Source organism: uncultured Porphyromonas sp. (assembly GCF_915070105.1).
Taxonomy (GTDB): domain Bacteria; phylum Bacteroidota; class Bacteroidia; order Bacteroidales; family Porphyromonadaceae; genus Porphyromonas.
The window spans coordinates 23,528-39,364 of the sequence record NZ_CAJZFJ010000012.1 but is presented as its reverse complement, the minus strand read 5'-3'; the positions used below and the strand labels follow the sequence as shown (position 1 = coordinate 39,364).

Sequence of the window (15,837 nt, the reverse complement as noted above, 5' to 3'; positions counted from 1 at the left end):
TGTATACTCATCCCTCCTAGGTAGGAGGTATTCGCTTGGCATATCTAGACTAGGACATAGATACTTGTATCTTCTGCGTATGCTCCTTGACGACCTTGCCCTCGCACTATGGTGATTTCATGCGTCAGCTCTGGTGCTTAGGGCAGGGGCGTACTTAGGGCTTTCGAGGCCACTTGCCTTCGGTTGGAGGGACTCTGCTTCGCTGGACAGATAGGGGAGGGGGAGGGGTGAGCAGGGGAAATACGTAGAGGGATACCCTAGGGGTACACTGCGTATGATGCGGAGAATGAAACATCTGTGTTTTAGGGAAAGGTGGTATCTTTGCCTTACAACATTATTTAATTTCTACATAGGATGAACTACCGAATAGCTTTGGTCTCGACGCTCCTTGCGCTGGTGGGTCTGACGCTCTTAGCCCTCCCCTCATGCTCGTCGTGCTCGTCGCACTCATCTGACTCTACCGAGGGTGCAGCAGGAGATAGTACAGGGCTAGCTAGCCTTACGAGTCTCGTTAGCCTGGACTCCATCGTAGTGGAGGGTACGTACTATGAAGACCAAAAGAAGAAGAGTGGCCCTTCGCTCTATGCGAACATCGTCTTCCGCTACCTCGCTGGAGACTCTACGCTGGAGCGTCTATTCTCTCGAATAGCCTTCGGAGATCAGTATGCGAGCCTCTCCCCTCGTGCAGCTGTAGATACCTACATCCGAGATATGAGTAGCGAGTACACCATACAAGATCAGTACTCCCAAGAGATGTCTCAGGAGGACCTCAACGAGCTCAAGAGTGACCTACGGCTCTCTACCAAGATAGGCTATATCGACAGCCTAGTGATCAGTGTACACAAGGATCTGGCTGAGTACTATGCTGGTGCTGTGCATGGCAACTATGGGACGGGCTTCTACAATATTGACCGTCGCACGAAGACCCTCCTCAGGGAGAGTGACTACTTCGTCGAGGACTATGCGGCGCAGCTGACCAAGATCCTACAGCGTAGACTCCTCATCAGCTACAAGGTTAAGACCCTCGAGGAGCTGGAGGAGAAGGAGGGTATCTCAGCGGTGGACCTCACACCGAATGATAACTGCTCCATTGGCCCGAAGGGGCTGACCTATATTTACAATCCCTACGAGATAGGCCCCTATGCCCTCGGGCAGGTCACGATCTTCGTCCCCTACGAGGACCTACAGCCGATCCTTCGCCCCGGCTCTATTCTCTCCCATTACCTCCCTCACTAGCCCTACCCACATAGATCGGATGGATATAATCAAGAAGTACTTCCCCTCTCTAAGCCCAAGGCAGATCGAGCAGTTCGCTCAGCTCGATGCCCTTTACCGTGACTGGAATGCCAAGATCAACGTGATCTCCCGCCGAGACATCGACGGGCTCTATGAGCATCATGTCCTGCATTCCCTCGGGATCACGCAGATGATTCGCTTCAAGGCGGGCACTCGTATCCTCGACTTTGGCACGGGGGGGGGCTTCCCTGGGATCCCCTTGGCAATCCTTTTCCCCGAGTGCGAATTCCTACTGGTCGATAGTATTGGCAAGAAGGTGAAGGTCGCAGGGGCAGTGGCAGAGGCTCTTGGGCTAACGAATGTCCGTACGCTACATGGACGAGGGGAGGATGTACGGGAGACCTTTGACTTCGTCGTCAGTCGTGCCGTGATGCAGCTTGGCGAACTCGTCGGCTTCACCCAGCGCCTGATCCATCATGAGCACCGTAACGGGATGCCCAATGGGCTCATCTGTCTCAAGGGTGGGGAGCTACAGGCGGAGATCCGCCCTTACAAGCGGATCATCGAGGTGCAAGATCTTTACCCAACCTTCGAGGAGGAATACTTCAAGACGAAGAAGGTCATCTACCTCCCCCTCTAGCCCACGAGCCGAGGTATCCCCCCTTAGACTTCGTGATGAAAAAGCGTACGATTACCGAGATGGAGCGACTCACGCTCCAGGACTTCCAGCGGAGCGATAAGCTCCCTATCCGTCTCGTGCTAGAGGATGTGAGGAGTATGAATAACCTAGGCTCCATCTTCCGCACTGCCGATGCCTTTCGTCTCGAGGGGCTAACTCTATGTGGGATCACGGCACGCCCTCCACACCCAGATATTCATAAGACTGCCCTCGGGGCGGAGGAGAGTGTCGCTTGGCACTACGAGCCCTCCATCCTAGAGGCACTACGTGCTCTACGTGCTGAGGGCTATCACTTGCTCGCGCTAGAGCAGGTACACGATAGCCTAAGCCTAGAGACCTTCGTCCCTGATCCTGCGATGCGCTATGCTCTAGTCCTAGGCAATGAGGTGCACGGGGTGAGCGAAGCTGTGGTATCCGAGGTAGACCAATGTCTGGAGATCCCCCAGTATGGGACGAAGCACTCTCTGAATGTCAGTGTCGCCACTGGGATTGCCCTCTGGCAGATGGTCTCGCCCCTTCTCCCCTTGCTCGGCCGATGACGTACCTTCCCCCTGAGCTCCACGAGACCGAGGATGGGAGCTTGACGCTGTACACTCCGACCTTCGGGGAGCACTACCACTCGACGCACGGAGCCGTGCAGGAGAGTCGCCATATCTACACGGGGCTTGCGCTACGGGGTAGGCTGGAGGACTGGGATCGGAGCAGTGGGCGAGTCCTAGAGGTGCTGGAGGTAGGCTTTGGTACGGGACTCAATGCCCTGCTGACGGCACTCCTTGCCGAAGAGCTCCATCAGCCTATCCGCTACACGACCCTAGAGAAATACCCGATCGGGGAGGATGTCTACAGTCGTCTCTCCTATGACTTATCCACAGAGACACAGGGCGACACCCTCCTACGACTACTTCACAGCAGCCCTTGGGGCGAAGATGTGCCACTGAGCCCTACCTTCACCCTGCACAAGGTACACACTGATCTCACGACCTATATACCCTCCGAGGGGATAGACGTCATCTACTACGATGCCTTCTCGCCCGAGGCTCAGCCCGAGCTATGGGACGAAGTCCTCTTCCAGCGCCTATACGCTGCCGCACATCCTGGGGCAATGCTCACCACCTACTGCGCTAAGGGGGAGGTGCGCCGACGCCTCCAGCGTGCAGGCTTCGCCGTGGAGCGCCTCGCAGGCCCTCCGGGCAAGCGTGAGGTGCTCCGTGCCACTAAGTAATCCTCATCCTTATCCACCGACTATCTTATGCTTATCCTCATATCCCCGGCGAAGACCTTCGCAGGAGCTAAGTCGCTATGTCCCGATGCTCCATCCTCCACTCCCCGCTTCCTCTCGGAGGCACATCAGATCATCGCCGAGAGCCTTCGCCTCTCAGCCCAAGAGCTGGGACGGGCGCTTGCCCTAAGCCCTCGCCTAAGGGACGAGGTCTACGCTCGGCAGAGAGCCTTCTTCGACGAGGGGGTAGCGGAGCGACCTGCCCTGCTGGCTTACTCGGGGATGGTCTACCGCAAGATAGCAGCGCAGACCTTCACTGCCGAGGAGTGGCGGATGGCGGGCGAACGTCTTCGGATGACCTCCTTCGTCTATGGCCTGCTCAGACCGAGTGATCAGATACGTCCCTATCGGATGGAGGGGGGCATTCACCTACCCCTGTGTGGGGAGGGAGAGCGTCTCTTTGACTACTGGCGAGACCGCCTCACCCCGCTACTCATCGAGGAAGGCAAGCGACAGGGAGGCACGCTCCTCTATCTGGCGAGCGAGGAGATGCGTCAGCTCTTCCATTGGGCAGAGGTCGAGCGGCAGCTACGTGTCCTCACCCCGACCTTCCTAACCGTACAGCCCGATGGTCGCCATAAGCAGATTGTCGTCTATACCAAGATGGCTCGGGGGACGCTCGCTGGCGAAGTGATCCGCCGAGGACTCACCACCGAGGACGAGGTCAAGGCCTGTTGTCCCGAGGGCTTCTGCTTCGCTCCCGAGCACTCCACCGAGCGGGACTGGACGTTTCTCCTCCCGCAGTAGAGGGTAGTAGGGCTGGTGGCTGGTAGGCTGGTGGGTAGGGCTGGCAGGCGGGGCTAATAGGTCTAATGGGTCAAATAGGTCAAATAGGTCTAATAAGGTCTGTCTCTGAGGGCCTCTCAAGCTCTCGCAATCCCTCTCACGATGGGCATCCCGTTATGCCCTCACACTCTAGGTAAGAGCGCTCTTGCGCTCCTATAAAGAACGCTCATGCGCTCTCGGTAAGAACGCCCTCATCACCTTACATAGGTGATGAGGGCGTTCTTTATAGGAGCGTAGAGACGTACTCGGTATGCTCGTTTTGGCTCGCTCGGGGAGTCTAGTACAGAGTGTGTTATGTGAGGGGATGAGCACGGGTGACTCGCTCCTAGGTAGGGACGTAGTGTGCGTATCTCCCACTCTATGCCTCCACACCGTCTGCCTACATATCTATGAGGGCTATGATGGGGCGGAGGGGTCGAGGCAGAATGTGCGACACCCCTGCCCTATACGAGATAGGGCAGGGGTGTCGTACTGCTTACTATTCTGTGAGTGGGATACCCCCTAGATGGGGGTGCCAAGGCTCACAAGTGGAGAAGGCTACTCTGTGGGGACGGCAACACGTGCGTTGCCTGCAGAGACGGCCTTGATGCTATTACCCTTGACCCAAGAAGAGCCGAGGAAGAAGTGCGCTTCCCCTTCCTTGGGATAGGTAGCGTCGGCGACGAAGATGAGCTTATTCTGAGCGTTGTACACCTCGAAGGCAACGACATTCTTCCATCCACTGATCTTTACGGACTGGCTATTGATGCTAGCCTTGCTTCCTTCGATAATGCTGGGCTTATCCTTGAAGAGATATGCATTACCATCGGTGATGTACTCTAGGGCGATGTCATCCTTGGGTAAGCCTAGGCCAGCGATACGATTCTTCACTGCGTTTGCTTCCACCTCGGTGAGGACGAAAGGTTTCTTACCATAGTCATCAATGATCGTATTCACGGCACGGAAGAAGCCCCATCGCTCGAAGTAGCGGGTGAGGTCTCGCCCGGCCACCTTGGATACAGCATAGGCAAACTCTGCCTGCTGTAGACCAGGTGTCCCTGGAGAGTCATGCCTGCGGAAGTATTCGTAGAGGTCGGGGTAGAAACCCGAGACAGCATCCGCATTCAGACGAGGGCTATGACCGAGCACCCTGCCGAAGTAGAGCTCCAGCTGCCAGAAGGGTACGAGCTGCTTGAAGACATCGACCCCCTGCATGACACCATCCTTAGAGTTCGTACTCCCTGCGGAGCAGAATGGTGTCTCCCCGGCGATGATGTGCGAGAAGGCGAGCGAGTAACGGTTGTTGCCATCACCCATACGCTCCTCCTGCAGGCGAGAGGGCTGCTTGAAGACGTAGGTCGTGATGTACTCCGAGGGGATGTTCACCGTACACTCTGTCATCCCATGCCATAGGGCTCCCGGACGGATCTGGTTCATATGCCCGATCTCGTGCGAAGGTCCCCAAGCAGCACCCTGTGACTTGGGGTTACGCATCTTAGCTGGGTCTAGGATAGCCTCTGCCGTGCTGACTACGTAGGCCGTGTGGTACCACGTAGCGTACATATAGGCATGGTACATGACGTGCAGGTACATGCGGTTCCGAGGCTTGCAGTTGTACTTGTAGTAGCCGTGGAGTACCCATTCGTTGCGTACGATGCTGTCGTAGGTATTAGTGATGTCTCGCCCCTCGGGAGTATAGTTGCGGAAGTTAGCGGTCTCGAAGGTCAGGTGAGCATACTTACCGAGGACGTCGAAGTACTTATCTGAAGCCTTGTTCAGGAGCTCCTTCCAGCGACCAGATAGCTTCGGATTTTGGGAGTCGTAGTAGCCGTTGACGGTACCTGTGGCGAAGTGCATACGTATAGGCTGTAGCGAAGGGAGCTTAGCCTCGTCCATGGTGTGGTACATCACATAGGCAAGACCAGGGGCACGCATCTTGATCTTGTTCATACCCTTGTAGAGTGGGTAGTACTCACCGCCGAAGCCATCACCACCGGGCTTGTCGAGGTTCTGTACACGTAGGCTTAGACCTTCGAAGCCCTTGGTGTCCTCGACGAAGACGATGAGGTCCTCACCCTGCTTGACCGATATACCTGTGGGGTTATCTAGGAGCGAGTAGGGGTTGGTCTTGTTGCGGGCTGCCATCACGTTGGGGTGAAGGTAGGGCTTGAATTCGGCAACACGGAACTCCTGATTGTACTTACCTTGCTTGATGAAGAAGGCTAGGTTGCGGAAGAAGGGATCGGTGCACTGAGCGATCTTGGCATCGGTGACATCGGGACGTAGGGTGGTGCAGAGGTCGTCTGCGAAGAGCGTCTTGTAGTCGAAGACCTTGCTGCTGCGCTTGAAGAACATCATCTCGGCACAAGCAGCGAAGCCTGGTCCGCTATCGCCAACTCCACTACGTACAATGAAGCGGAAGCTCTTGGCCTGTAGGCGACGATCGAAGATGACTCGTGTGGGCAGTGAGCTCCCTCCGAAGTCCTTGGAGACGAGCTTCTCGAAGTTCACTCCATCCTTCGATACTTCGATATCGACCTGCTTGAAGTTACCATTCTGTCCGCTGGTACGTGGATAGTAGACGAGATAGTCTACCTCTGATACCTCGGCGAAGTGGTAAGTCAGCGTGATGGGGAAGTAGTCCTTGCCCGTATTGGTCCAGTTGGAGTGATAGAGCGTACCCATATCTCCATCGAAGGATTTTTCGATCTCACCACCATTGGGCTGGAAGGAGGAGGCCTGACCGCTGACTACCTTGATCTGTTCGTCATCAGCTAGGTTCTCGGTGCTACCTGCTACATAGTCCTTCGCACCGAGCTGTGTGAGGGAGATGATGGCACGGATAGCCTTGGAGGCATCAGCGACACCCTTCTGTACGATCTCGATCTTGGCGACACGATTGCTCTCGCCTGTGTGGGAGAGGGCTACGTAGGAATGGCTTTCCTTGCGCATGGCCTTTAGCTCGGAGGGAGCCTTGACCCACTCGGGGAGCTTTACCTCGATCTGCGTATTGGTCGTGATGACGAAGTCGATGGGACCACCAGAGGCAGGTAGGGTGAAGATCTGCTTGTCGACAAGGATAGCAGGAGCCGTACCTAGCTGGCGTACGGTGATGTGCTTCTCCCCAGCAGAGGAGCTGATGGTGAGCTTGGCTTGACGGATCTCGGTCTCGTCGTTGGTCTGTACCTCGACGATGAGGGTCTTGCCCTGTGACTTTGCGCTACACCAGGCTTGGTTGCTCTGTACGCGCCAGCCCTGTGGGAGGTCTCCCACCTGAATGGTCTTCGAGGAGGACTCGCTCTTGAAGTCGAGGTTGTCGGGAAGCTTCGTCTGAGTGCTGTTCGTCCCACCGCCCCTGCCTCTGTTTGGGTCATCGGCGGCTTTACATGAGACGAAGATTATCCCTAGGATAGCCGCACAAAGCAGGCTAAGAAGTCTAAAGGTCTTCATTCGTTCAGCGTTTACTTGTAATATAGAGAGGTCGAGCAAGAGCTAGAATGGATCTATCTCCCTACTCGACCTCTCTGGAAGGTAATCTATCAAATGCCGTTATTCGTTGGTCGTCTCACCTGTCTCAGGATCATAGACCTCAGTCTTATGGGCAAAGACGTGAAGCTCAGCTAGGGCAGCGTAAGATTGGTTGTTGTAGACCTTCTTGATCTGGAACCAAACGTACGTGTAAGCCTTATCGGCGAGCATCACAGGAGAGTTGTAGTCAGCAGCCTGAGCATCGGGTAGACCCGTGAAGGCCTTCACTAGGACGGCATTGTTAGCCTTCAGGTCGAAGTTGCCATTGAAGGTATCACTCGTATAGATGTCCATCTCCACTGGGTTAGAGCGGTTGGCATTGTTACGCCCCTTCATGAAGAAGTGGAATGCCTTGACAGCTCTAGGGAGCTTCATCACGATGTAGTGAGGCATAGGACGCCGTGGACCTGAATCCTGGCTCCAGTTCTCGTGGTAGAAGGTTCCATTGTTGTTGTCGATCAAGTCTGCCTTGGGGCCTTCACGTTTCTCGGGGTCACTGACGAAGAGGTCGTCTGCACCCGCTGCGAGGACGAGCTTCTCAGCTGGCGCGTCTGTGATCTTCGTGACCTTAGGCAGAGGCTTAGCCTGAGCAGAGATCGTGTGGGTAGTCCCTTCTGCACCCTTCTGTCCGACGGGGCAGATCTTGAACTCGATCGAGCCATAGCGGGCGAGTAGACCATCGACACGTAGCGTGTCCGAGTAAACGCTCGCTAGACGCATGGCGGGCTTATTGGTCGCAGGGTCCGTGTAGGAGACACGGACATAGCGGTAGTCTGCACCCTGAGGGATCGCCCACTTCAGTAGGACAGATCCTGGCCCAGGCTCAGCTGTGATAGAGGCTTGGTCTAGGTCTGTGGGCTTGGCACCTAGGTCTTCCTTTTTACAGGAAGACACTAGGGCAAGCGATCCAAGCATGAGGGCTATGAATATCTTGTTCATCTTATCGTCTATGATGGGTTAGTAACCTGGGTTGTTGATGAGGTTGCCGTTCCTATTGATGTCAGCGATGGGGATCGGTAGGAGATAGTTGGCATCGGAGAACGCACGCTCGAAGACTACTTCCTTGAGCTTAGCAAATTCCTCGATGCTCGTAGCCTCGATGTTGAGCCCCTTAGCCTTGTGACCGAAGGCATCCTTAGCGAGGAGCCAGCGACGCATATCCCAGAAGTTCTGGTTCTCTAGGTAGAGCTCGATCTGACGTTCCTGGCGTACGATCTGGCGGAGCTTAGCCTGGTCAGGCGTTACCCCGATCGAGCCCCATGCAGCGTCTACAGTGGGGATACCAGCACGCGTACGGATCTTATCGATGTAGGTCTTAGCCTCAGCTAGGTCGCCCGTCTCGACGCAGGCCTCTGCGTAGGAGAGGTATAGGTCCGCAAGGCGCAGTAGAGGCCAGGGGTGAGAGATGACGGTCACACCATTCTTAGCCATGAGCTGGTTGGGGAAGGTACCCTTCTTGTTCAGGTAGCCACTGGGAGTGTAGTTGTTGTTACGGTTCTTTCTCCCTTGGTTCCCATTCTTCATGAAGTCTAGGAGGACACGACCAGCCTCAGGCATGAAGTTAGGCGTGGGGTAGAGGGGGTTGTTAGGCTCCTTGTTGAGGATCTCGAAGTACCCCCCCTGGAAGCCAATCCAAGCATAGAAGCGAGGCTCACGCTCGAGGTTGAACTTGATGGTCTTCGCTCCCTCCTTAGCATGTGCAGCATGAGCGGCGTCTACAGTCACGACCTCTAGAGGGTCTAGGTTCATCGTCTCTGGGTCTTCATTCCAGGGGAGACCGTTCTTGGTGTAGAAGCGGTTGAGCATAGCCCACGTAGGACCGACACCATTGTAGCCATATTCGCTACCATCGACACCCTTAGGTGTGGACTTGCCCTGGAAGTCATATAGACCGACACCACGAGAGTCTGCGAAGATCACCTCGGGGTTGGGGCTGCCCACCCAGTCTAGGATGTTGAGGCGAAGGCGACGCTCGATGCCATTCTCTGGATACTTGTTTTCAGTCTTGTACAGGTCATCCTTCATATAGAGGGTATAGCCAGCAGCCTCGGCAGCGTCGATTGCTTGCTTGATAGCATCCTTGGCACGTACCCACTTCTGAGGGTCGTAGGTCATAGGCATTAGGTGGTTGCCATCCTTGTCCTTGAGCGACTCGAAGAGGCTTGGCTGTCCTCCGTTGAAGAGAGGAGAGGCGGCATAGAGATAGAGCTTAGCCTTGAAGCCCTTGGCAGCGGTGCTCGTAGCGAGTCCGACACGGCTCTTCACATCGTTGCGTGTAGCAGGCAGGCCTGCAGCAGCTTCGTCGAACTTAGCTGCGATCCAGCTGACACACTCATCGAAGTTCGTACGTGCAGCGTAATCCTCGACCTTAGTGTTCACGTTAGGAAGTTCCTTGACGAGAATGATTGGGCCGTAACAGCGTAGTAGGAGATAGTGATAGTAGGCCAGCAGGAAGTTTACCTGAGCCTTGTAGTCAGCCTTCTCCTCATTGGAGGTGTCAGGGAGCTTGTCGATCACATCATTGAACATGTAGCACTGGCGGATCCCCTGGAAGAAGGTGTTCCAGTAGGAAATACCAGGGTTAGAGGCCGTGTACTTTCCCTTAGGGAAGCTGGCGAAGGATTCGTGCTCGAAAGAGGTAATTACCTCATCACCCGTCAGCAGGTCGAGACTCCCTGTCGTCCCCCCAGGATTGGGAAGGTACGCATAGCAGGAGTAGAGGTAGTCGAGCCCCTTGTTACGGTCGGAGTAGGTGTCCTTCTCCGTGGGACGCTCGTCGGGGACGATGTCGAGGAAGTTCGAGCAAGAGCTACCGAGTAGGAGAGTAGCCCCACAGAGGAGGGCTAGCTTATATATTCTGTTCATCGGATTCTTCTATGATAATACAGCGTGATAGACGACTACTTGAAGGTGAGCTGTACCCCGAGGTTGAAGGTACGCTGCAGAGGATAGGACATCCCACGGCCACCACCCATCTCTGGATCCCAGAGCTTGAAGGGGGAGAAGGTTAGGAGGTTCGTTGCGTTTGCATAGATACGAGCCATCTTGAATTGATACCCTACCTCGAGGTTACGTAGCTTCAGGAAGGCTGCATTGCGTAGCCAGTGTGAGGATGCCTGCTGGTTGTTGTTATTGTCATGCAGCGTTAGGCGGGGGTAGCGAGCATTGGGATTCTGATTGTTCTGGCTCCAGTAGTCATCAGCTACCCACTGCAGGACGTTGCGTCGAACCTGTGTACCGAAGGGGTGGAAACCACTCATCATCAGCGATACATTAGCCTGTCCCTGGAAGCTGAAGTTGAAGTCAAACTGCTTGTACTTGATCGTTGCGCCTAGACCATAGTTGATCTCAGGCACAGTGGGGAAGCCCATAGGGACGCGGTCGTCGGCATCAATCTTGCCATCGTAGTTGCCATCCTTGTCGGGCTGATCCTTGTACTTGAGGTCCCCTGGAGCGATGGCGATGTTGCCAAGTGTACTCTTGGGGTTGTGATCGATGTCTGCTTGGTCGATATAGTAGCCTTCAGCGTCATAGCCCCATATTGTGTTGAGGGGCTTACCTACATTACGCAGTGCTGGGCGGAGGTTCGCAGCTTCGTCGTACTCGAGGACACGGTTACGAGCGAAGGTGAAGGTACCACGAGCCTGGAGTGTCCAGTCCTTGTTGAACTGCTTGTTGTACTCTAGAGCTGCATCCAGACCCCAGTTCTTTACCTTAGCTAGGTTACCATAGATCTTAGCATCGGCTGTACCGAAGTAGTTGGGGATGGTCTGCTTCTGCTGGAAGATGTTGCTACGGATTTCCTGGAAGGCATCCACCGTTAGGTTAAGAGACTTGAAAAGCTGTAGGTCAAGCCCGACGTTGAGCTTCTTACCGATTTCCCAAGTGATCTGGGGGTTAGCATAGCGGGTGAAGCCTGGTCCACGGCGGTTCTCATAGCTACCATCGTACCCCGTAGAGAAGTTGGGGCGATGTTTATCACCTGAGATGACGACTTCCTCGAGGTAGATGAAGCGCTGACCTACAGTTCTATCGTTCCCGACAAGCCCGTAGGATCCACGGAGCTTGAGGTTAGAGACTACATTCTGTAGAGGCTTCCAGAAAGCTTCCTTGCTGATGTTCCAGCCCACAGCGACGGATGGGAAGAAACCCCAGCGGTGTCCCTTGGCGAAGTTCTCAGAGCCGTTGTACCCAGCATTCACCTCAAGCAGGTAACGCTGCGCATAGTCGTAGGAGGCACGGAAGGCATATCCCTGACGGCGGCGAGGAAGCGAGGCGATGAGGTCAGAGCTGGGATTATTGATGGTAACTTCATCCTGGTTATAGAGAACCATAGCCGCTACGTTGTGGTCTCCGAAGCTACGATCGTAGTTGAGATAAGCCTGGATGTAGAAGCGTCTATCCCCTTGGGTGCTCCCGTTCGTACCGAGGATGGGCTTCGTGGGGTCACCACCGAGGGAGGTTAGGTTATAATTCCCATTGGCATCCTTTGCTGGGGAGGCGAGCATGTAGGAGTTGTATCCTTGGAAACGGAAGGCGTTACTGAAGCTCCAGTTCTTGAAGGAGACGAGTCCCTTGAAGCTAAGTCCCTTGGTGATGAAGTCCAGCTTCTGAGAGTAGTCGATGTTAGCGATCACTGTGCTCTCGAAGGTGTCCTTATACCCAGAGGCTGCCATAGCTACAGGGTTAGCTGGAGTGAAGGAGCCGATCTTAGATCCCCCCAGCGATACCAGAGTGCATCTCCCTGTGGGAACATGATGGGGTTAGCCACAGGGTTGGTACCCATGATTGAGTTAAAGACCTCATTCACACCCCCACCACCATTACTGGCTGTGATAGGACCATGGTAGTCGTTGATCTGAGCGTTTAGGTGTAGGGCGATCGTTGCGCTTGGGGAGAGGTGGAAGTCTACGTTGTTCTGGAACGCATACTTGAGGTAGTCAATCCCGTTGTTGTAGGAGAAGAAGTCCTTGCTTCGTCCCTTGAGCATCCCTGTCTCATGGCTGACGTTGAAGTTCATGAAGTAGGTGATCTTCGACGTACCCCCACGGATATTCATGTTGGCGCGCTGGTTGTAGGTCATGCTCTTGAAGACCTCCTTGTACCAGTCCACGTTAGGATACTGATAGGGATCAGTGCCAGCGAGGGTGTTGCGGATGTAGTCTTCGGAGTAGAGTGCATCGCCTGTGCCTTGGTTCCTCACGGCTTCATTGTACATGCGCATGTAGGTCTCAGCACCAGCTGTCTGAGGTACGTGTATGGGGGTATTGATATAGTTCTCGATACGTACCCCGATGACGGGACGCTCTAGGTCCGCTCCACTCTTGGTCTTGATGATCAGGACACCGTTTGCCCCACGTGTACCATACATGGCAGAGGCTGTAGCATCCTTCAGGATAGAGAAGCTATCGATGACTTCGGGGTCGAGGGCATTCAGGTCAGCCTTGGAGATCTGGACACCGTCGAGGATAATCAGAGGCTCAGAGCCGTTCATGGTGGCGATACCACGGATGAAGAAGTCTGCACCGTTGCTCCCTGGCTCCCCACTACGCTGGTAGGAGATGACCCCAGCTAGACGTCCAGCGAAGGCGGTAGAGAGGTTGGCTGCAGGTACCTTCAGCTCCATAGGGCGGACCGTCTGGATCGAACCCGTGATGGTTTCCTTCTTCTGTCCCGTACCGAAGGCGGTGACGACGACTTGGTCGAGCATCTTAGCGTCCTCGGTGAGGGAGATGGAGAGGATGTTGGTCTTCCCGACACGAATTTCCTTGGAAGTATATCCCATGGAGGAGACAAGGAGAATATCGCCAGGATGAGCCTGTAGCTCAAAGTTCCCCTCCACGTCGGTCAGTGCCCCCGTTGTGGAGCCCTTGAGGCGGATTGCAGCCCCGACGATGGGCTCGCCCGTCTTAGAGTCTGTCACGACTCCAATGATCTTGACCTTCTTTGAGCTCTGGTCATTGAGGTTGGTGGAGGTCTCCACCTTGGCTACACGAGACTGCTCTGTTGCAGGACTAGCTGCTAGGAGCGTTGGTAGCGAGAGACCAGCCAAGACGCACACGCACACGCTTCGACGCATGGAGTGTTTCTGTCGGCGGTCTTCATTGTAGTGTATTCCCATAAAATACGTTAGTATTACATGATTATGTTACGCATGTACATTAATTATGTCTTTTGTTGTGGTGGGTGTCCAGAGCCTACCTAGCATGCATTCCCATAGGGGAGCTACTGAGTTGAGCTGTAAAGCTACCTGTTGTAGAATCGATGCAGTCTTTGTTCTAATATGTTCAGAAATAAACTCCTGTGGTATGCTTACCTGGCGTTCCACGCGGCAAAGTTATATAAAAAGTCGTATCGTAGAATAGGTTTATAACGGGGTGTATATAGTAAAATTCTTTATTAAGAAAATAGTGTTTATGCCATGTTCTCTCTTTGGTGTTTTGCTGATGAATTTAAGTTGTTTCTCTACTTCTTGAAAATAATTGTGTATATCCTCTGTCTAGGTTTAGGCATTTTTTTGTGTGGACTTAGACCTATTATTTCGCTCTTTTGAGGATGTAGGGTGTTTAAGCCGACCTTCTTTATAAAAAACTAGGGGCTGATCTCCATCAGTGGAGATCAGCCCCTACTCTATATCCTCTTTGCCCTTGGAGGATGAGGGATAACTTTTTGATCTTATGTGTGGTGACTAGCTGGAGTGTGGTGCGGTGGTGGGATCCTCTGCTAGGAGGTCGGGCAAGACTTCCTCACTCCTCTCTCCCCCCCTTCCTCATCCCGCTATATCGCCAATCCGCAGGGGGCAGCAATGCTGGGGTGGGGCACTGTGCCTACTCTTTGGGGAGCACGCTTTTCGGGGAGTAGGAGGATGTTAGGCGAGGGTACACTCAGCCTCTAGTCTATCCCCCCTCGCCACGGAAGAGCACACGGAAGGCCTCCTCGACGGTCTTCACCCCGATGAGACGGATCTTACGCTCCTTGTCCTCTGAGATCCCAGCTAGGTTACTCTCGGGCAGGAGCATAGCTCGACAGCCGATACGCTCGGCCTCCATGATGCGCTGCTCGATGCGACTCACGGGACGTACTTCGCCGGAGAGCCCTACCTCTCCTGTGAGGCAGATCCCCTCCGGGAGGGCTAGGTCTAGACTCGAGGAGAGGACGGCCGAGATCACGGCTAGGTCGGAGGCAGGGTCGTTGAGGCGGATACCCCCAGCGATGTTGAGGAAGACGTCCTTCTGGATAAGCTTGAAGCCAGCACGCTTCTCCAGCACAGCCAGCAGCATATTCATTCGCCGAGTGTCGTAACCCGTAGCGGAGCGTTGGGGGGTAGCATAGACGGCAGAGCTCACCAGCGCCTGCGTCTCGATGAGGAAGGGGCGCACCCCCTCCATCGCAGCTGCGATGGCGACACCACTTAGCTGCAGCCCTGTGTGGCTCATTAGATGCTCGGAGGGGTTCTCCACAGGGCGTAGTCCACTCTGTCGCATCTCATAGATGCCGAGCTCGGCAGTACTACCGAAGCGGTTCTTCTGTCCTCGTAGGATACGATACATATAGTGCTTATCGCCCTCGAACTGTAGGACGACGTCCACTGTATGCTCTAGGATCTTAGGCCCTGCGATGCTTCCCTCCTTGTTGATATGTCCGATGAGGATCACGGGGACGTTCTCGCTCTTGCAGTACTTCAGTAGGGCACCTGCACACTCTCGTATCTGTGAGACGCTCCCAGCAGAGGTGTCGGAAAGCTCGGTCTGTATCGTCTGTATGGAGTCGATGACGACGAGCTCGGGGCGTACGTCTAGTGCGGTATGTAGGATCTTCTCTAGGTTCGTCTCTGCATAGATCAGACACTCCTCGTTCGTCCCGCCGAGGCGGTCTGCACGCATCTTCAGCTGGGAGAGGCTCTCCTCCCCTGAGACGTAGAGGGTGCGGTAGGGTATGCTGAGGACGGTCTGTAGGATCAGGGTAGACTTCCCGATCCCAGGCTCACCGCCGAGTAGGACGAAGGCTCCCTCGACGAGTCCCCCTCCGAGCACACGATTCAGCTCGGGGTCTCTTAGGTCAAGTCGTGCCTCCTCCTTGCGCTCGATGTCCTGTATCCGTATGGGGCGGGAGCTGGTGATGGAGGCGGCGGTGAAGGTAGAGCTCGTCTCCTTCTTCCCTACGACGATCTCTTCCTCCTCGATGCTGTTCCATACGCCACACTGCGAGCAGAAACCCTGCCACTTGGGGTACTGGGCTCCGCACTCGGAGCAGTGATAGATGGTCTTTTTCTTTGCCATGAAATACTTGTTCTTTCCTACAAAGGTAGCTAGAGTATGTGGTACCCCTATCTCTCTTGAGCCGTAGAGCT

At 54.8% G+C, this 15,837-nt stretch carries 9 protein-coding genes and 1 pseudogene; 5 read left to right on the top strand and 5 right to left on the bottom strand.

Annotated features, from left to right (window positions below):
- The first annotated feature begins 354 nt into the window (after positions 1 to 354).
- The 5 genes from QZ554_RS02310 to QZ554_RS02290 are packed head-to-tail and all read left to right on the top strand — an operon-like array spanning position 355 to position 3,941.
- Entirely contained in the window at positions 355 to 1,236 is an 882-nt protein-coding gene (locus tag QZ554_RS02310) for an RsiV family protein (protein ID WP_297194022.1), read from the top strand.
- Between the two features lie 19 nt (positions 1,237 to 1,255).
- On the top strand, positions 1,256 to 1,876 hold the full coding sequence (rsmG, locus tag QZ554_RS02305; protein ID WP_297194020.1) for a 16S rRNA (guanine(527)-N(7))-methyltransferase RsmG: 621 nt from the start codon (positions 1,256 to 1,258) through the stop codon (positions 1,874 to 1,876).
- Positions 1,877 to 1,911: 35 nt separating this feature from the next.
- Positions 1,912 to 2,454, top strand: a complete 543-nt coding sequence (locus QZ554_RS02300; RefSeq protein ID WP_297177128.1) for an RNA methyltransferase — start codon at positions 1,912 to 1,914, stop codon at positions 2,452 to 2,454.
- On the top strand, positions 2,451 to 3,137 hold the full coding sequence (mnmD, locus tag QZ554_RS02295; RefSeq protein WP_297194018.1) for a tRNA (5-methylaminomethyl-2-thiouridine)(34)-methyltransferase MnmD: 687 nt from the start codon (positions 2,451 to 2,453) through the stop codon (positions 3,135 to 3,137). Before QZ554_RS02300 ends, mnmD begins: the two co-directional genes overlap by 4 nt.
- 27 nt (positions 3,138 to 3,164) lie before the next feature.
- Positions 3,165 to 3,941, top strand: a complete 777-nt coding sequence (locus tag QZ554_RS02290) for a YaaA family protein (protein WP_297194016.1) — start codon at positions 3,165 to 3,167, stop codon at positions 3,939 to 3,941.
- A gap of 576 nt (positions 3,942 to 4,517) precedes the next feature.
- Here QZ554_RS02290 and QZ554_RS02285 read toward each other — a convergent pair.
- The 5 genes and pseudogenes from QZ554_RS02285 to radA all read right to left on the bottom strand — a co-directional run bounded on the left by QZ554_RS02285 (position 4,518) and on the right by radA (position 15,766).
- A complete protein-coding gene (locus QZ554_RS02285; RefSeq protein WP_297194015.1) occupies positions 4,518 to 7,409 on the bottom strand; it encodes a M60 family metallopeptidase in 2,892 nt (963 codons plus the stop codon).
- Between the two features lie 99 nt (positions 7,410 to 7,508).
- On the bottom strand, positions 7,509 to 8,426 hold the full coding sequence (locus QZ554_RS02280; RefSeq protein ID WP_297194013.1) for a DUF4959 domain-containing protein: 918 nt from the start codon (positions 8,424 to 8,426) through the stop codon (positions 7,509 to 7,511).
- Positions 8,427 to 8,444: 18 nt separating this feature from the next.
- Positions 8,445 to 10,352 (bottom strand): RagB/SusD family nutrient uptake outer membrane protein, encoded by a 1,908-nt coding sequence (locus QZ554_RS02275; protein WP_297194011.1) that lies wholly within the window; start codon positions 10,350 to 10,352, stop codon positions 8,445 to 8,447.
- Between the two features lie 35 nt (positions 10,353 to 10,387).
- Positions 10,388 to 13,566: pseudogene (locus tag QZ554_RS02270) on the bottom strand (TonB-dependent receptor).
- Positions 13,567 to 14,383: 817 nt separating this feature from the next.
- Positions 14,384 to 15,766, bottom strand: a complete 1,383-nt coding sequence (gene radA / locus QZ554_RS02265; RefSeq protein WP_297194009.1) for a DNA repair protein RadA — start codon at positions 15,764 to 15,766, stop codon at positions 14,384 to 14,386.
- Between the last annotated feature and the right edge of the window lie 71 nt (positions 15,767 to 15,837).

Excerpts from the sequence above, each read along its gene's own strand:
- QZ554_RS02310 (WP_297194022.1), top strand. The coding sequence starts at position 355 with ATGAACTACCGAATAGCTTTGGTCTCGACGCTCCTTGCGCTGGTGGGT.
- rsmG (WP_297194020.1), top strand. The coding sequence starts at position 1,256 with ATGGATATAATCAAGAAGTACTTCCCCTCTCTAAGCCCAAGGCAGATC.
- QZ554_RS02300 (WP_297177128.1), top strand. The coding sequence starts at position 1,912 with ATGAAAAAGCGTACGATTACCGAGATGGAGCGACTCACGCTCCAGGAC.
- mnmD (WP_297194018.1), top strand. The coding sequence starts at position 2,451 with ATGACGTACCTTCCCCCTGAGCTCCACGAGACCGAGGATGGGAGCTTG.
- QZ554_RS02290 (WP_297194016.1), top strand. The coding sequence starts at position 3,165 with ATGCTTATCCTCATATCCCCGGCGAAGACCTTCGCAGGAGCTAAGTCG.
- QZ554_RS02285 (WP_297194015.1), bottom strand. The coding sequence starts at position 7,409 with ATGAAGACCTTTAGACTTCTTAGCCTGCTTTGTGCGGCTATCCTAGGG.
- QZ554_RS02280 (WP_297194013.1), bottom strand. The coding sequence starts at position 8,426 with ATGAACAAGATATTCATAGCCCTCATGCTTGGATCGCTTGCCCTAGTG.
- QZ554_RS02275 (WP_297194011.1), bottom strand. The coding sequence starts at position 10,352 with ATGAACAGAATATATAAGCTAGCCCTCCTCTGTGGGGCTACTCTCCTA.
- radA (WP_297194009.1), bottom strand. The coding sequence starts at position 15,766 with ATGGCAAAGAAAAAGACCATCTATCACTGCTCCGAGTGCGGAGCCCAG.